The following is a 15,090-nucleotide window of genomic DNA, read 5'->3' as shown; positions in this document are numbered from 1 at the left end:
GACCATATGGAGTCGGCCGATCCCTCTTCCTCGCAGAGGGGCGTTTCCCGTACAGCGATGAGTTTTCGGGACGGGATCGGTCCATATGGGTGGACATGCGCAGGCGACGGGGCTGCGCGCATTACGGGGTTGCGCATGTGACGGGGCTGCGCACACGACAGGAGACAGCGATGACCACCAAAGGCTTCACCACATGTCTGTGGTTCGACGGGCAGGCCGAGGAGGCGGCGGAGTACTACCTCTCGGTGTTCAAGAACTCACGCCTCGGCAGGATCGGCCGCTACACCGAGGCGGGGCCGGGGCCCGCCGGATCGGTGATGACGGTCGAATTCGAGCTCAACGGCCAGAAGTTCGTCGGACTGAACGGCGGACCGGAATTCACGTTCAACGAGGCCATCTCGTTCCAGATCCACTGTGCGGACCAGGCCGAGGTGGACCACTACTGGAGCAGCCTCACCGACGGGGGCGAGGAGGGGCCCTGCGGCTGGCTGACGGACCGGTACGGCGTCTCCTGGCAGGTCGTGCCCGAGGCGCTGCTGGAGATGGTCCTCGATCCCGACGCGGAGAAGGGGGCCAGGGCCACGAGGGCGATGATGACCATGAAGAAGCTGGACATCGCCGCCCTGCGCGCGGCCCACGACGGGGGCTGAGACACGCGGAGACCGGCCCCGGCCCGGAACCGGGGCCGGGACCGGGACCGGAACGCGCGGTTGCGGCGATGCCGGGCGGCGGCCGGATCAGGCCGATCCGCCGCCCGGCATCGCCGCACCGTTCCCCGGCCTCACCCCCGGATGCCGCTCCCGGCGCCGGGTCGCGCGCCGCGTCGCGGCCCGAGGAAGGCGCCCGCGAGCAGCGCGCCCGCGAGGACCAGCGCCGAGTTGACCAGGATCGCGACCGACACCCCCGAGAGGACGCCTTCGGGGCCGGTGTCGCCGATGGCGGACATCCGGGCGGTGGCGACGGCGCTCATGACCGGGATGCCCATGGTGATGCCGACCTGCTGGGTCATGGTGGCCAGGCCGGTGGCCAGCCCCTGCTCCTCGTCGGGCAGCCCGGAGGTCGCGGTGACCATGAAGCCGACGATCATCAGCATGTTGCCGATCCCGCCGACGAAGGTGGCCGCCAGCAGGAGCAGGATCCACTCCCCCGCCGTCCCGAGCGCCACCAGGGAGAGCGTGGCGACGGCCTGGACGATCCCGCCGGCGACGATGGTCGTACGGTTCCCGAAGCGTCCGACCGCGCGGCCGCCGAACGTGCCGCCGATCACGGTGCCGATGCCCAGGACGCCGAAGGCGAGGCCGGTGGCGAGCGGCGAGTGACCGAGGACCTCCTGGAGGTAGAGGGTCAGCAGGAAGACCAGCGAGGTCTCGGTGACGAAGGCGATCAGACCTGCGGTGTTGCCCCAGATGACGCTGCGCCGCTTCAGGATGTGCACGGGGACCAGCGGCGACGCCGCCCTCTTCTCGACGGTCCAGAAGCCGACCAGGAGCACGAGGCCCGCGAGGAGCGCGGCCAGGGTGGTGGGCGTGGTCCAGCCGGACTCGCCGGCCTGCGTCAGCCCGTAGACGAGCAGGAGCAGACCGCCGGTGACGGTCACGGCTCCGGGGACGTCGAGCCGGGGGCGCCCGGCGGGTCGCGATTCGGTGATGACGGACGGGGCGAGGACGACCACCAGGGCGGCCACGGGCACGTTGATGAAGAACGCCCAGCGCCAGGAGAGCAGATCGGTGAGCAGGCCGCCGAGGATGGCTCCGGCGGTGAACCCGGCGGACATCAGTGCGCCGTTGAGGCCCAGGGCCCGTTCCCGCAGGGGGCCTTCCCTGAAGGAAGTGGTCAGCAGCGCGAGCCCGGCCGGGGTGACGGCCGCCGTGGCGAGCCCCTGCAACACCCGTGCCACGAGCAGCATTTCGGGCGAGGTGGCGAGTCCGCCCAGGACGGAGGAGAGGCCGAGAACGGTCATGCCGCCGAGGAACAGCCGCTTGCGGCCGACGAGATCGGCGATCCGCCCGAACAGCAGGGTGAAGCCGGCCGCGGCGAGCGCGAACGAGGTGGCGATCCACTGCAGGTGCGAGAGGGAGAACCCCAGCCCCTCGCCGACGACCGGCAGCGCGACGTTCAGGATCGAGAAGTCCACGGCGATCATGAACTGCGCGCCGAGGAGAAGGGTGAGGACGAGCTTCTGCCGCCCGGTCATGCGGATCTTCGACGGGGAGGTGTCGGCAGCGATGCCGACGGCACCGTCGGTGGCGGTGTCGGTGGCGGTGTCGGTGTCGGTGTCGGTGGCAGTCGGGCCCGACGGGGCCTGGCAGGGTGCGGACATGAGGGGACTTCCTCAGGCAGGAGTTTTAAACGGGACTACAGTTCCGTTAAGATGAAGTCACCGTAGCAGAGAAAGGGCCACTAATGGAACTGGAGACCCGTTATGACGTCTGAGGGTGTGGAACCCGGCTCCGTCCGGCCCGGCGGCCGTACCGCCCGGGTCCGGGAATCGGTTCTGCGGGCCGCGGGCGACGCCCTGGCCGAGCACGGCTTCGACCGGCTGGACCTGGCCGATGTCGCGCGCCGGGCGGAGGTCGGCAAGACGACCGTCTACCGGCGCTGGTCCTCCCCCACCGGCCTGGTCGCGGACCTGCTCGACGACATGGCCGAGCAGTCCTCGCCCCGTACGGCCACGGGCTCGCTGATCGAGGACCTCAGGGCCAACGCCCGGCTGGTGGCCACGGCCCTCTCCGACCCCCGGCAGGGCCCCCTCTTCAAGTCCGTGATCGCCGCGGCCACGTGCGATCCGCGCACGGCCGGGGCGCTGCACCGGTTCTACGCGGTCCGCGTCGAGGAGTGGTCCGGCTGTGTCACCGAGGCGGTCGAGCGCGGGGAACTGCCCGCGGGTACGAACGCGGGCGAGGTGATCCGTGCCGTGTCGGCCCCCCTCTACTACCGGCTGCTGGCCGGCGGCGGGCCGCTCGACGAGGCGGCCGCGGACCGTGCCGCCGAGGCGGCGGCCGCGGCGGCACGGGCGGGCGTGTACGTGGACTGAGCGCCACCGGACGCCCCGTCACACGAAACGGCCGGCAGGGGCACGTGCCGGCGGTGCGGTCAGTACGCGGTCAGGGCTGCTTCAGCAGGTGCCGGTAGCTGTCCGGGTGTTGTCTCAGATAGGCGGCCAGGCCCATCGCCGGACGCCCCGTCAGGTTCGGCACCGCGTCCGAGACCGTGGCCATCTCACCGGCCGCGATGGCCTCGTACGAGGTCACCCAGCCGGCCACCTCCCAGTCCTCGGCCCCGTACTGCGCCCGTGAGGCGTACGCCTCCTCGCGGGTCTCCGGTACGTAGGTGACGGTCCGGCCGGTGGCCCTGCTCAGTTCCTCGGCCGCCTCGGCGAGGGTGAACGCCTCGGGGCCCGTGAGGTCGTACGTCACCCCGTCGTGGCGGGTGCCGGCGTGCTCGGTGTCGGCCAGCAGTACGGCGGTCGCGGCGTCCGCGATGTCCTCGTGCGCCACCGCCGCCACCCGGCCGTCGCCGCCCGGACCGCGCAGCACCCCGTCGGCGCCGGTCATCGCGGGGAGCCCGGCGAGGTACAGGCTGTCGCGCAGGAAGGTGTGGCGCACGTCGGCGGTCCGGATGTACGCCTCGGTGTGCCAGTGGTCCCGGGCGAAGGTGAACGTGGCCTCCGGCGCGGCGCCGAGGAAGGAGACGTACACGATGCGTTCGACACCCACGGCGACCGCCGCGTCCACGGCCGTCGTGTGCTCGCGCACCCGGTAGGGGCTCTCGTGCGCCGATACGAGGAACAGCGTGTGCGCCCCGGCGAGTGCGCGGCGCATGGCCTCCCCGTCGCCGTACCGGGCGGGCGGGGCGGCGACCGCGCCGGGCAGTTCGGGCAGTCGTGCCAGATCGCGCCCGAGGAGCCGTACGGGCACCCCGGCGCGCACCAGGCGCCGCGCGACCCGGCCGCCCACGGCACCGCTCGCCCCGGTGACGGCGATGACGGGGATTTCGGGGTTCACCGGACCCTCGGGGTCCGCAGGGGATGGAGCGTTCATACGGGATCGCCTTCCTTGTCCGGCCAGGGGCGCACTTCCACGACCGCGTCCACCGGGACGGGCCCGTAGATGTGCGGGAACTCCTCGCCACCGGGCGGTACGGACTCGTACCGCACGGGCGCCGGGAGCCGGTCGGGGTCGATGACGAGGACCACGAGTTCCTGGTCACCCGCCCCGGCCCCGCTCCCGGCGCCGTACAGCATCTCGGCCACGCCGGCGAGCTGGTGCGGCAACGAGCAGTGGATGAAGCCCTCTTCGTGCAGGGTGCGGCCGCGGGTGGACATCTCGTACGTCCCGATCCCGCGGGCCGCCTCCCACAGGGGCCCTTCGGTGAGGTGCAGCAGCAGTTCGGCCATGGGCCAAAGCTAGCTGCGTCGACGCGCTCTCCGGGCCATCAGCGTGGCCGCCGAACCGGCCACGAGCAGAGCCGCGGCGATGCCACCGATGATCCATTCACCGCCCCGGGAACCCGTGTGGGGAAGTTCTCCCCCGGGGTGGGGCTTGTGCGGCCAGCTGTGGGTCGGGACGGGATCCGGCCCGGGCACCGTCTCCGAGGGCCACGGCCCGGGGGTGTGGGTCCGCGTCGGGGTGCTCGTGGGCGTGGGGGTGTCGGTGTGCGTGGGGGTACCCGTCGGGGTGGGCGTGTCCGTCGGAGTGGGAGTGTCCGTGGGCGTCGGCGTATCCGTCGGGGTCGGGGTATCCGTCGGGGTGGGTGTATCGGTGGGCGTCGGAGTATCCGTCGGGGTGGGCGTCGGCGTAGGGGTGGGTTCTTCGGCGCAGCTCGGCAGGTCCCCGTCGAAGGGGTAGGAGTGCAGTTCCTGGCCGCCCGACTGTCCCGCCGACGTGTGGATCAGCGAACCGGCGGTGTAGAAGCGGCCGTTGGTGCCGCTCATGTCCAGGGTGGTCGTGCTCGACGGTTGGCCGACCAGCACGCTGCCCTGGAACTGGGTGGAGCCGTGCAGCCCGATCTCGGTGGCGTCGGGGAAGTTCCACAACAGGCGTTCGCGCAGCCCGGCCTGGGGCAGCGACCCCATGTACGTGTTGATGTTGCGGCTGCTTCCGTAGACGTTGACGAGCACCGTCGCGCCGTCCGGGATCGCGTTGAACGTGATGCCCTGCTGGCCGCCCCCGCCCGCCGCCACGTCCGCGTCCACGGCGAACACCTGGAGGGCGGAGGTGCCGTCGCCGACGAAGGTCGTCTCGAAACCGGCGTTCACCGTGGTGCCCGTGACGGGGCGTCGGTGGCCCTGGTCGTCGTCGTACGCGTAGCAGTGGCTGGCCTCGGTCAGCTGGTCGCGCAGCGCCGTGTACGGGTCCGTGGCGGCGGGGTCCCTGAGCGGCGCCGGGGTCACCGTCCCGCTGACGGTGTCGGCGTACTTGACCACCCCGTGGTTCGGCCCCTCCTCGGCGATCAGCCGCTGCCCGTCCGCGACGGTCAGCGGGCCGCCCACCGTCAGGTAGTCGGAGTCGTTCGGGGGCGGCACCCGGGAGCCCACGCCGACCACGCCGACGTTGTAGACCTGCGAGGCCCCCTCGCGCTTGTTCATGTCGAAGCGGCCGAGGGTGACGATCTTCCCCTCGGCCTCCGCGGCGGCCTCCCGGACCAGGAAGTCGCCACCGACGAAGATGTTGATGTTGCTGTCGTGGTGGGTGACGGCCCCGTTGTTCGGGTCGAGCCAGGTGGTCGGGCAGTCGTCTCCCCGGCAGGGGCCGAGCCCGCCGGGCAGCGGGTCGGCGAGAGCGGTGGCCGCCAGCGTGCCCACCAGTGCCGCGGCCGCCGCCGCGGCCACCGCCGCCCGGATGCTTCTGCCGCGCCTCTGTGTATCTGTTGCCATAAAGGGCAATATGCAGCTTTACGTATCAAACAAGGCGGAGTGCCACGCCGGATCGGATTCGATGCACCCGGATACCCCGGCCGGGGGGGGGGGGGGGGGGGGGGGGGGGGGGGGGGGGGGGGGGGGGGGGGGGGGGGGGGGGGGGCGGGGGCGGGGGGGCCGCCGGGCGGGGGGGGGGGCGCGGGGGCGCGCCCCCGCCCCCCCCCCCCCCCGTCCCCCCCCCCCCCGCCCCCCGGCCCCCCCCCCCCTCCGCGCCGCCCCGCCGCCCGCCCGGCGCCCCCCCCGCCCCCCCCCCCCCCCCCCCCCCCCCCCCCCCCCCCCCGGGTCCGTGCGCCTGCCGGTCCGGCACGTCCCCGCCGGTACGCTGCGGAGCGCCGGAGCCGGTCAGTCCTGTTTCGCCAGCAGTTCGGCCTCCACCCGCGGGTCCAGGCCGAGCGTCGGCCGGTCCGCCCGCTGCGGAGCCCGTCCGCCCAGCTCCTCCAGCCACTTCCAGGTGTCGGCGACCGTCTCCTCGACCGGTCGGCAGCGCAGGCCGGACGCGTACGCCTTGCTCACGTCGCTCCGGTGCACCGTGTCGTACAGCTCGCCCGGCGGCACCCAGACCGGCAGGTCGTTCCACGGCTCCACGCCCGCCGCGAGGACCGTCTCCGCGGGCGTCCAACGGAGCGTCGCGTCGGAGCCGGTGGCGCGTACGCAGGCGTCCAGCAGCTGCCCCATGGTGGCGTGGCCCGGCCGGCTGACCAGGTTGTACGGACCGCCCAGGCCGCCGCTGCCCGCGTCCAGCAGCCAGTTCGCGAGGTCGCGGGCGTCGATGTACTGGAGCTCCAGGTCCGGGGTTCCCGGGGCGAGCACCGGTCCGCCCCGGGCGATCCGCGTCAGCCACCAGGGCAGCCGGCCGACGTTCTCGCCGGGGCCCAGGATCAGGCCCGCGCGGACGAGCAGGGCCCGGTCCCCGAAGGCGTCGAGCGCGGCCAGTTCACCGCCCCGCTTGGCCAGGGCGTACGGGACCTCCCCGCCCGCCCCGTCCTCGTCGGGCGAGGCCCCGGCCACCAGCGGGCCGTCCTCCGCCAGCCCGGCCGGGGCCGGGTAGTCGTACACGGAGCGGCTGGAGACGTACACGTACCGGCCGGCCCGGCCGGCCAGCAGCCGGGCCGCGTCCCGTACGGCGGAGGGCGCCCCGGTCCAGGTGTCGACCACCAGGTCCCAGGCGTACCCGCCACCGTCGCCGTCCCCGCCCTCGCTCGCGTTCCCGGCGCGGGGGCCGGGCGCGGCCAGTGCCGCGAGTCCGTCCTCGGCGGTGCGGTCGCCGAGGAGTTCCGTCACCCCGGACGGAGGGGCGTGCCGGCCCCGGTGGAACACCGTGACCTCCCAGCCGCGTGCGAGTGCCTCCTCCGTGACGGCGCGTCCGACGAATTCCGTACCACCCAGCATCAGAAGTCTCATGGGTCGACTCTGCCTGCCGCTCACCCGGCCCGGAACAGGTCCTCGCTCTCAGCGCAATCGGGCACCGGTTCGCCCCTCCGGCCGTCCCGCTCGCCCCTGCCGCCGAGGGCGTCGTTCAAGGGGCGCAGACGAGCGGGCTGCGGTTGCGCAGCAGCCACTGGTGGTAGCCGGCCGCCCGCTGGGCCGCCTCCCGGTAGGCCGCCTCCAGTTCGGCGTACGCCGCCGTCATGTCGGTGCCCGGCCGGGACACCAGCAGCAGCCGTACCGCGAGGGGGTCGTCGCGCAGCGGGCGGATCGCCATGTCGTCGCGCGGCCCCGAGGTGGGCTGGCAGGGGGCGACCGCCTCGCCGAGCACGATGAGGGAGGCGGCGGTGAGGTAGTCGCCGTGCAGGACGGTCGGTGCCAGGCCGGCCTCGTCGAACACCCGGCGCAGCCCGTCCCATTCGCCGTCCACCGTGGGGTCCACCATCCACCGGTCGGCGGCCAGATCCTCCAGGTCGACCACGGACCGGGCGGCGGCCGGATGGTCCCTGGCCATGGAGATGAACTGCGGTTCGCGCTCCAGGAGCACGCGCTGTTCCAGGCCCTCGGGGACGGCCAGCGGGCAGCCCTCGACCTCGTGCACGAAGGCGACGTCCAGCCCGCCCGTCCCGACGTCGTGGAGCAGCGCGCGGGCCGACACGTCGACCCGCAGCGAGATGTCGGTGTCGGGCAGTCGGAGCCGCAGTCTGCGCAGCCAGCCGCCGATGACCCGGCTCGCGGTGCAGCCGATGCGCAGCCGCGGGCCGGTGGCGCGCACCGCGGCGGCCTCCGCCTTCGCGTCGCTGACCAGGGCGGTCATTCCGTCGACCAGAGGGCGGGCCCGGCTGAGGACGGCGCGGCCGAGCAGCGTCGGCCGGCAGCCGGTCCGTTCGCGGGAGAACAGCTCGGCGCCCAGGGTGTTCTCGATCCGTCGCAGCTGGGTGGTCAGGGAGGGCTGGCTCACGCCCAGACTGCGTGCGGCCCGGTGCAGACTGCCCGTGTCGGCGATGGCGCACAGCGCCCTGAGGTGTCTCACCTCAAGCTCCATGCCGTCGAGCGTAGGGCGGCGGGCGAGGGTCGCACCAGACTCCCCAATCCCATCAAAGCCCGTTAATTCATCTGGAGTTGACGCAGGATTCGGTGAAGATACCGAGGGCGGTGATAGTGCGGCGCTATCGCCGGTTGACATCATCCGCCGCGGGCTTCGCTCCCCGACACTCTCTCCGTACCCCACCCCGTCCCCGTCCGGTCATCGGACAGGTTCACCGGACGGGTCCATCGGACCGGTAATCGGTAGGAGACCCCCCATGAGACACCCCAGGACCGTCATGTCGGCCGTGGTCGGCCTCGGCTTCGGCCTCGCCTCCGTACTGGGCACGGCCCCCGCCATCGCCGCCTCCACGGCCTCCGACGCGGCGCCCGCCGTCGCCTCGTCAAAGGCCCGGGCCGGCTACACCGCCTACTCCGAGTCGAAGGAGAACGCCGCCGCGAACAAGGCGTTCTTCGAGGCGGTCGCCAAGTCCGTGGCGAAGAAGCGGGCGGCGAACCCCGGCGCCCAGGCGGTCACCGTCGTCTACAGCGCCGCCAACGCACCGAGCTTCCGCAGCCAGATATCCAGCAGCGCGCAGATCTGGAACAGCTCCGTCTCCAACGTCCGGCTGCAGGAGGGTTCGAACGCCGACTTCACCTACTACGAGGGCAACGACTCGCGCGGCTCGTACGCGAGCACCGACGGGCACGGCAACGGGTACATCTTCCTGGACTACGCGCAGAACCAGCAGTACAACTCGACCCGAGTCACCGCACACGAGACCGGGCACGTGCTCGGCCTGCCGGACCACTACTCCGGTCCGTGCAGCGAGCTGATGTCGGGTGGCGGTCCCGGCACGTCCTGCACCAACGCGTACCCCAACGCGAGCGAGCGCAGCCAGGTCAACTACCTGTGGCAGTACGGCTTCGCGGCCGCACCGGCCCGCAGCTCCTCCTGATCCGTTCCCCCGCACCTCCCCCGGGCCGCGGCACGGCCCGTCGCGCGGGATCCGGGGCCACCTCGTAGGACGGGGTGGCCCCTCGGGGTTCCCCGGGGCCGCCGGGCCGGGTGCCCCGGACTCAGGGCGCGTTCAGGGCGGTACGCACCAGATCCAGCAGCTCGTCCTCCGTCATCCCCAACTCGCGTGCGTCGGCCACTACTTCACGCACCCGCTCCAGCAGCCGGGCCCGGTGCGGCGGGACGCCGCCGGTGACGACCGCGCCGCGGCCCCGGCGCAGCTCGATGAGTCCCTCCTCGCGGAGCCGCTGGTAGCCGCGCAGCACGGTGTGGACGTTGACGCCGAGGGAGTCCGCGAGCACCCGGGCCGCGGGCAGCCGCTCGCCCGGCACCACCGCCCCGTCGGCGACCGAGCGGCGCACGGACGCCGCGATCTGGTCGCCGAGCGGCACGGTGGACGTGGGATCTACACGGAACAGCATGCTCAGTGCTCCACCTTGCGCTGGTCGATCAGGGTGTTGAGGAGCGCGGCCCCGGTCGCCGAGTCGTCGACGGTCACCGCGAACTTCCGGCCGCCCGCCAGCGTCGCCACGATCCCCTCACCGGCGCGGAGCACCACCCCGGTACGTCCCGGCCGGACGCGGTATCCCCAACCACCGTACTCCGCCAGGGGGTTGATGTGCGTGCTGCTCGCCGCCTCGATCCGGTCGAGCGGCACCCTGACGCGCGGCCAGCGCAGCGTTCCGGAGACGGTGATGCCGCGCCGGTCGACCACCACGCACGGCCGTACGAACCCGGCCATCAGCACGGCGATGAGCAGCGGAGGCAGCCCGGCGGCCCAGCCCGACACGGTCAGGCCCACCGCGCCCAGGACGACGAGCAGCAGCACGATCAGCGGCAGCCACCGGTTCCCGACGCTGCGTGTCCAGCCGACGACCTCCCCGTCCGCGAGCGCGATCCGCGCGGCGTCCCCGGCCGGTTCGTCCCCGGCCGGTGGCACCGGCGCGGGCCGGAGCGCGGCCAGCCCCGCACCGATCCCGCCCGCGAGCACGGCGACGCCCAGGGCGGCGGCGAGCTGCCACATCGGGAACGAGACGCCCTGCGCCTCCCCCCGCGCACCCTCGACGGCGTCCACGTTGACCAGCAGCGTGGCGGCCATCAGCCAGCCGAGGAACCCCGCGAGGGCGTAGCCCCCGGCGACGACCAGGCGATGGGCCCGCCCGTGGAACTTGCCGCGCGTCACCATGAGGGCCCACGAGACACCGGTCACGGCGAACACCAGCGCACAGAACACCGGGTACCAGATCAGTCCCATGTGGCCGTTCGCCCGGCCGCCGGCCGCGAAATGACTGGCCGGCCGGTCGGGCAGCCGGTCGCGGAACACGAGGAACAGCACCAGGTCGACGACGGACGCGAGCAGGAACGGCAGGGCGACGAGAACGGCCCCGCCCCAGTTCTTACGGTTCATTAAAACCTCCCTTGTTCGCATGCTAGTAGAACAATGACGGGACAACAATCCCGCTCCCCGCCCCCCCCCGGCCCTCATCGCCCCGGGCAACAGAGCTGCCCCGTACCGGAACGGTTCCGGTACGGGGCAGCGTCGACGGGCGGAAACGTACTACGGGAGAGGCGGGGCGGAACGGGTCGGGAAGCGGGAGGACATCAGGCGTGTTCCAGCGGGAACGCGCCCCGGTGCCCGGTACCTGCGCCGCCGTCCGGGCGGGGCTCGTACTCGCGGCAGCTCCAGACCTCCTGGACGAATCCGGTGCGCCGGTCCCACAGTTCCAGGAGGTCGCCCTCACCGGACGCCCCGCGGTAGGCGTCCTTGGCCCCCCGGAAACAGGCGAGGCCCCCGGACAGTCCGCGCTCCGCGCCCGGAGCCGGCTCCGGGGCCGGGAAGTAGTCCGAGAAGGCGCAGGCTATGCAGGTCCGCAGGCGCACCCCGGGCGGCAGGGAGCGCTGGATCGTGGCGAGGGCGGAGGCGAAATCGCTCTCGGCGCGACGGGAGGCGTAGGCCGCACCGCCGAACTGCAATTCGAGGCTGAGGTACGAATCGGGGCGGCGCAGCGACAACAGGCAGCTGAGCGTGGCCTGATGGACGGCTCCGTCCCAGGCCACCGGGAGCGGCAGGTCCCACTCCAGGACGCAGTCGCTCAACGCGCCGTCCACCAGGGCGAACCGGTCGTCGGCCGGTGGTGCCCCGAGGACCGGGGCGAGGCCGTCGAAGCTCGTGCCCTCGAAGTCGATCCCCCTTGTCCGGAGACGTAGTTGCTGTCCGTCGGTGGTGAGGACGACGGCGTCGGAACCCTGCCGGTCCCGGTACCACCCTGCCCATGACTCATCTGTCATGGGCAGGGACTGTAGTCCGTGCCCATGACAGTCGGCCTGTCGCCCTCCTCTTCGCCGAACGGCCCTCGTGACCTCGGTTCCTGCCCCCTTCCGCGTCCGGTGCGCCCGGGCGTTTGCCGTTCCCCCGCGCCCGGGCGTTTCCCCCTTCCTCCCGTCCGGTGCTCAGTGCGTCCGACGGGTGACGAACTCCGCCAGGGTCAGCAGGTCGCCCGCCCGGGCCAGGTCGGGAACCGCCCTGGACAGGTGGTGGATCGCGCGTGCCATCCGGTCCGCGGCGCAGATCTGCGCCCAGTCCCGGCCGCCGGCCCGGTCCACGGCGTCGGCGGCGCGGCTCACCTCGTCGGGGGTGTCCATGGCCCCCCGGTAGAGCGTGGCGAGTTCGGCCGCCGCGGGGGTGCCGGAAGTCAGGGCCGCGACGACCGGCAGGGACTTCTTGTGGGCGATGAGGTCCGCCCCCACCGGCTTCCCGGTCCGCTCCGGGTCGCCCCAGATGCCGATCAGGTCGTCGATGAGCTGGAAGGCGAGGCCCGCCTCCCGGCCGAATCCGTCCATCGCGCCGACCGCCCGCTCCTCCGCGTCCGCGTAGAGCGCGCCCGTCGCGCAGGCACAGCCGAGCAGGGCGCCCGTCTTGGCGACGGCCATGGTCAGGCACTCGTCCAGCGTGACCCCGTCGGGGTCCCGGTCCTCAAGGGCGCAGTCGGCCTGCTGGCCCGCGCACAGCTCGATGACGCAGGTGGAGAGCCGTGCCGAGGCCCGCGCGGCCGCCGGGTCCGGGTCCTCGGCGAGCAGCCGCTGGGCGAGGGCGAGCATGGCGTCGCCGGTGATCACCGCGGCGGGGATGCCGAACACCGCCCAGGCCGTGGGCCGGTGCCGGCGGGTGCGGTCCTCGTCGATGATGTCGTCGTGCAGCAGGGTGAAGTTGTGGGCCAGCTCCACGGCGACGGCGGCCCGCACCGCGCGCTGCGGGTCGCCGCCCAGGGCCCGTGCGGCGGCGAGGACCAGCGCGGGCCTGATCGCCTTTCCCGCCCGCCCCGAGGACGGGGAGCCGTCGGCCTCCTCCCAGCCGAAGTGGTACGCCGCGACGCGGCGGATCGACCCGGGCAGGGAGTCGACGGCGGCGCGCAGCCGCGGGTCGACGAGGGCCCGGCTCTGTTCCAGGAGCGCCTGCGCCTCCTGGCCCTGCGCGACGGGGGCGACCGGGTCGCCGTCGTCCGGGGCGCGGGGGATGGGTGGTTGGGGTACGTGTCGGGTCTTCACTGGCCGTCCTCCCGGAACCGCCCCGGACGCGGCTGCCCGGGGCGGAGATCGACGGGGCCGGACACCGCCGTCCGGCCCCCGGTGCGTTACTGGCGACGACCGACCTCGACGTTCTCCAGTACGCCCAGCGCGTCCGGCACGAGGACGGCCGCGGAGTAGTAGGCCGTCACCAGGTACGAGACGATCGCCTGCTCGTCGATGCCCATGAAGCGGACCGAGAGGCTGGGCTCGATCTCGTCGGGGATGCCGGACTGCTGGAGCCCGATGACCCCCTGTTCGGCCTCGCCCGTCCTCATGCAGATGATCGACGTGGTCCGGGCGTCGCTGACCGGGATCTTGTCGCACGGGAAGATCGGCACGCCCCGCCAGGCCGACACGTGGTGTCCGCCGACCTCGACGCTCTCCGACGCCAGGCCGCGCCTGCTGCATTCGCGGCCGAACGCCGCGATGGCCTTCGGGTGGGCGAGGAAGAGCTTCGAACCGCGGCGGCGCGAGAGCAGTTCGTCCATGTCGTCGGGGCCGGGCACCCCGTCGTGGGGCTGGAGGCGCTGCCCGTAGTCGCAGTTGTTGAGCAGCCCGAACTCGCGGTTGTTGATCAGTTCGTGCTCCTGGCGCTCGCGCAGCGCCTCGACCGTGAGCCGCAACTGCTGCTCGGTCTGGTTCATCGGCTGGTTGTACAGGTCGGCGACCCGGCTGTGGACCTTCAGCACGGTCTGGGCGACGCTCAGCTCGTACTCGCGCGGCGCGAGCTCGTAGTCGACGTAGGTGTGCGGGATGACGGCTTCGCCCACGTGCCCGGCGGAGAGGTCGATCGCCGCCTCGCCGTACTTGTTGGTGCGTTGCCGCGGGATGGCGAGGAGGCCGGCGAGGTGGGTGCGGAGCGAGTCCGCGCGCTCCGCGAGGTTCAGCACGTCCGCCCGGCTCAGCGTCAGCACCGTGCAGGCGGTGACGGCGCGGGCCGTGCAGTCCCAGACGGCGTCGCCGTCGACCAGTGCCCGGTCCCCGAAGTAGGCCCCGTCGGCGTGGACCCCCAGCACCGCCTCGTCCCCGTAGGGACCGGTGCCGACCTTCTCGACCTTGCCGTGCGCCAGCAGGTAGACGACGTCCGCCGCGTCCCCCTCGGAGGCCAGCACCTGCCCGGCGGCGATCTCCCGCTGCTCGCAGCGCCGGGCCAGCTCGCCCAGCACCTCCTCGTCGCCGAAGTCCCGCAGTGCGGGCAGCTCCCCGAGCTCCGCGGGGACGACCTCCACCCGGTCACCGGTCTGCACGAAGGTCACCCGGCCGTCCCCGACCGAGTGGCTCAGCCTCCGGTTCACCCGGTAGGTGCCGCCCTGCACCTGTACCCACGGCAGCATCTTCAGCAGCCACCGCGAGGTGATCTCCTGCATCTGCGGGGCGGACTTGGTGGTCGTCGCGAGGTTCCGCGCCGCCGCCGTGCCCAGACTCTGCTGGGGCGGCGTCGACGCGCTCCGAACCTCTTCACCAACGGACATCTGGCGTCCTCTCAACTCTTCGATCGACCTGCGCGAAGAAGCCTTTCAGCACGGAGAGCCACGACGCCATTACACAAAAGAGTGCGACTAATCTGCCTACGGGCTGGGCAAAGCGTCCGACCGCACCCGAGGAGCGGGATAACTTGCATCTCATATGCAAGTTATCTACCGTGAGGGTCATGCGGCTGACGAAATTCACCGACGTGGCGTTGCGCGTACTGATGCGCCTCGCCGTCGCGGAGAACGAGGAACCGCCGACCACCCGGGAGGTGGCGGCCACCATGCAGGTGCCGTACACCCACACCGCGAAGGTCGTCGCCAAACTCCAGCACCTCGGCCTCATCGAGGCGCGACGGGGGCGCGGCGGCGGGCTCAGCCTCACCTCGGCGGGCCGTTCCGCCTCCATCGGCGGACTCGTCCGCGAACTGGAGGGCCCCGGGGACGCCGTCGACTGCGAGGGCACCACCCCCTGTCCGCTGCGTGCGGCCTGCCGGCTGCGCGTGGCCCTGCGCCAGGCGGAGGACGCCTTCTACGCCTCGCTCGACCCGCTCACCATCGGCGAGCTCGTCGCCGCTCCCACCGGACCCCTGCTGATCGGCATCAGCAGCAGCCGCCCCTCCGGCTGACCGGCAACCGCCCCCGCACACGCACCACCGCCACGAACC

The 15,090-nt window shown here is 72.9% G+C and carries 15 protein-coding genes; 4 read left to right on the top strand and 11 right to left on the bottom strand.

Annotated features, from left to right (window positions below):
- Positions 1–170 precede the first annotated feature (170 nt).
- On the top strand, positions 171–650 hold the full coding sequence (locus ACFYW1_RS11525; RefSeq protein ID WP_388990355.1) for a VOC family protein: 480 nt from the start codon (positions 171–173) through the stop codon (positions 648–650).
- A 131-nt stretch (positions 651–781) separates the two neighbouring features.
- Here ACFYW1_RS11525 and ACFYW1_RS11520 read toward each other — a convergent pair whose 3' ends face one another.
- Positions 782–2,194 (bottom strand): MFS transporter, encoded by a 1,413-nt coding sequence (locus tag ACFYW1_RS11520; protein WP_388990778.1) that lies wholly within the window; start codon positions 2,192–2,194, stop codon positions 782–784.
- 228 nt (positions 2,195–2,422) lie between these two features.
- Between ACFYW1_RS11520 and ACFYW1_RS11515 the strand changes: the two genes are divergently transcribed.
- Positions 2,423–3,034 carry a TetR/AcrR family transcriptional regulator gene (locus tag ACFYW1_RS11515; RefSeq protein ID WP_388990353.1) on the top strand — a complete coding sequence of 204 codons (612 nt, stop codon included), beginning with the start codon at positions 2,423–2,425 and terminating at the stop codon, positions 3,032–3,034.
- A gap of 70 nt (positions 3,035–3,104) precedes the next feature.
- Here the strand turns inward: ACFYW1_RS11515 and ACFYW1_RS11510 are convergent, their stop codons facing one another.
- The 5 genes from ACFYW1_RS11510 to ACFYW1_RS11490 form a co-directional block, all read right to left on the bottom strand.
- Positions 3,105–4,040, bottom strand: a complete 936-nt coding sequence (locus ACFYW1_RS11510) for an NAD(P)H-binding protein (protein ID WP_388990351.1) — start codon at positions 4,038–4,040, stop codon at positions 3,105–3,107.
- The gene (locus tag ACFYW1_RS11505) at positions 4,037–4,396 is read right to left on the bottom strand and encodes a DUF952 domain-containing protein (RefSeq protein ID WP_388990349.1); all 360 of its coding nucleotides are present in this window, start codon (positions 4,394–4,396) and stop codon (positions 4,037–4,039) included. The genes ACFYW1_RS11510 and ACFYW1_RS11505 overlap by 4 nt, the downstream gene beginning before the upstream one ends.
- A gap of 9 nt (positions 4,397–4,405) precedes the next feature.
- The gene (locus ACFYW1_RS11500) at positions 4,406–5,875 is read right to left on the bottom strand and encodes a choice-of-anchor A family protein (protein WP_388990347.1); all 1,470 of its coding nucleotides are present in this window, start codon (positions 5,873–5,875) and stop codon (positions 4,406–4,408) included.
- Positions 5,876–6,259: 384 nt separating this feature from the next.
- A complete protein-coding gene (locus ACFYW1_RS11495; protein WP_388990776.1) occupies positions 6,260–7,306 on the bottom strand; it encodes an NAD-dependent epimerase/dehydratase family protein in 1,047 nt (348 codons plus the stop codon).
- Between the two features lie 127 nt (positions 7,307–7,433).
- Positions 7,434–8,387 carry a LysR family transcriptional regulator gene (locus tag ACFYW1_RS11490; RefSeq protein WP_388990345.1) on the bottom strand — a complete coding sequence of 318 codons (954 nt, stop codon included), beginning with the start codon at positions 8,385–8,387 and terminating at the stop codon, positions 7,434–7,436.
- A gap of 280 nt (positions 8,388–8,667) precedes the next feature.
- Between ACFYW1_RS11490 and snpA the strand changes: the two genes are divergently transcribed.
- On the top strand, positions 8,668–9,327 hold the full coding sequence (gene snpA / locus ACFYW1_RS11485; protein WP_388990774.1) for a snapalysin: 660 nt from the start codon (positions 8,668–8,670) through the stop codon (positions 9,325–9,327).
- Positions 9,328–9,448: 121 nt separating this feature from the next.
- On the opposite strand, the gene ACFYW1_RS11480 is transcribed toward snpA, so the two are convergent.
- From ACFYW1_RS11480 to ACFYW1_RS11460, 5 genes are all read right to left on the bottom strand, one after another.
- Positions 9,449–9,808, bottom strand: coding sequence for a GntR family transcriptional regulator (locus ACFYW1_RS11480; RefSeq protein ID WP_388990343.1), 360 nt, complete (start codon positions 9,806–9,808; stop codon positions 9,449–9,451).
- Between the two features lie 2 nt (positions 9,809–9,810).
- On the bottom strand, positions 9,811–10,794 hold the full coding sequence (locus ACFYW1_RS11475) for a DUF1648 domain-containing protein (protein WP_388990341.1): 984 nt from the start codon (positions 10,792–10,794) through the stop codon (positions 9,811–9,813).
- 194 nt (positions 10,795–10,988) lie between these two features.
- The gene (locus ACFYW1_RS11470) at positions 10,989–11,675 is read right to left on the bottom strand and encodes a DUF6304 family protein (RefSeq protein ID WP_388990339.1); all 687 of its coding nucleotides are present in this window, start codon (positions 11,673–11,675) and stop codon (positions 10,989–10,991) included.
- Positions 11,676–11,837: 162 nt separating this feature from the next.
- A complete protein-coding gene (locus tag ACFYW1_RS11465; protein ID WP_388990769.1) occupies positions 11,838–12,902 on the bottom strand; it encodes a family 2 encapsulin nanocompartment cargo protein polyprenyl transferase in 1,065 nt (354 codons plus the stop codon).
- 116 nt (positions 12,903–13,018) lie between these two features.
- Positions 13,019–14,425, bottom strand: a complete 1,407-nt coding sequence (locus ACFYW1_RS11460; RefSeq protein ID WP_388990337.1) for a family 2B encapsulin nanocompartment shell protein — start codon at positions 14,423–14,425, stop codon at positions 13,019–13,021.
- 179 nt (positions 14,426–14,604) lie between these two features.
- On the opposite strand from ACFYW1_RS11460, the gene ACFYW1_RS11455 reads away from it, so the two are divergent.
- Complete coding sequence (locus ACFYW1_RS11455) at positions 14,605–15,051, top strand: RrF2 family transcriptional regulator (protein ID WP_388990335.1); 447 nt, start codon at positions 14,605–14,607, stop codon at positions 15,049–15,051.
- The last annotated feature ends 39 nt before the right edge of the window (positions 15,052–15,090 follow it).

This window comes from Streptomyces sp. NPDC002669 (assembly GCF_042889165.1).
Classification (GTDB): Bacteria; Actinomycetota; Actinomycetes; order Streptomycetales; family Streptomycetaceae; genus Streptomyces.
The sequence above is the reverse complement of the archived record's forward strand: the minus strand, read 5'-3'. Positions and strand labels throughout refer to the sequence as shown.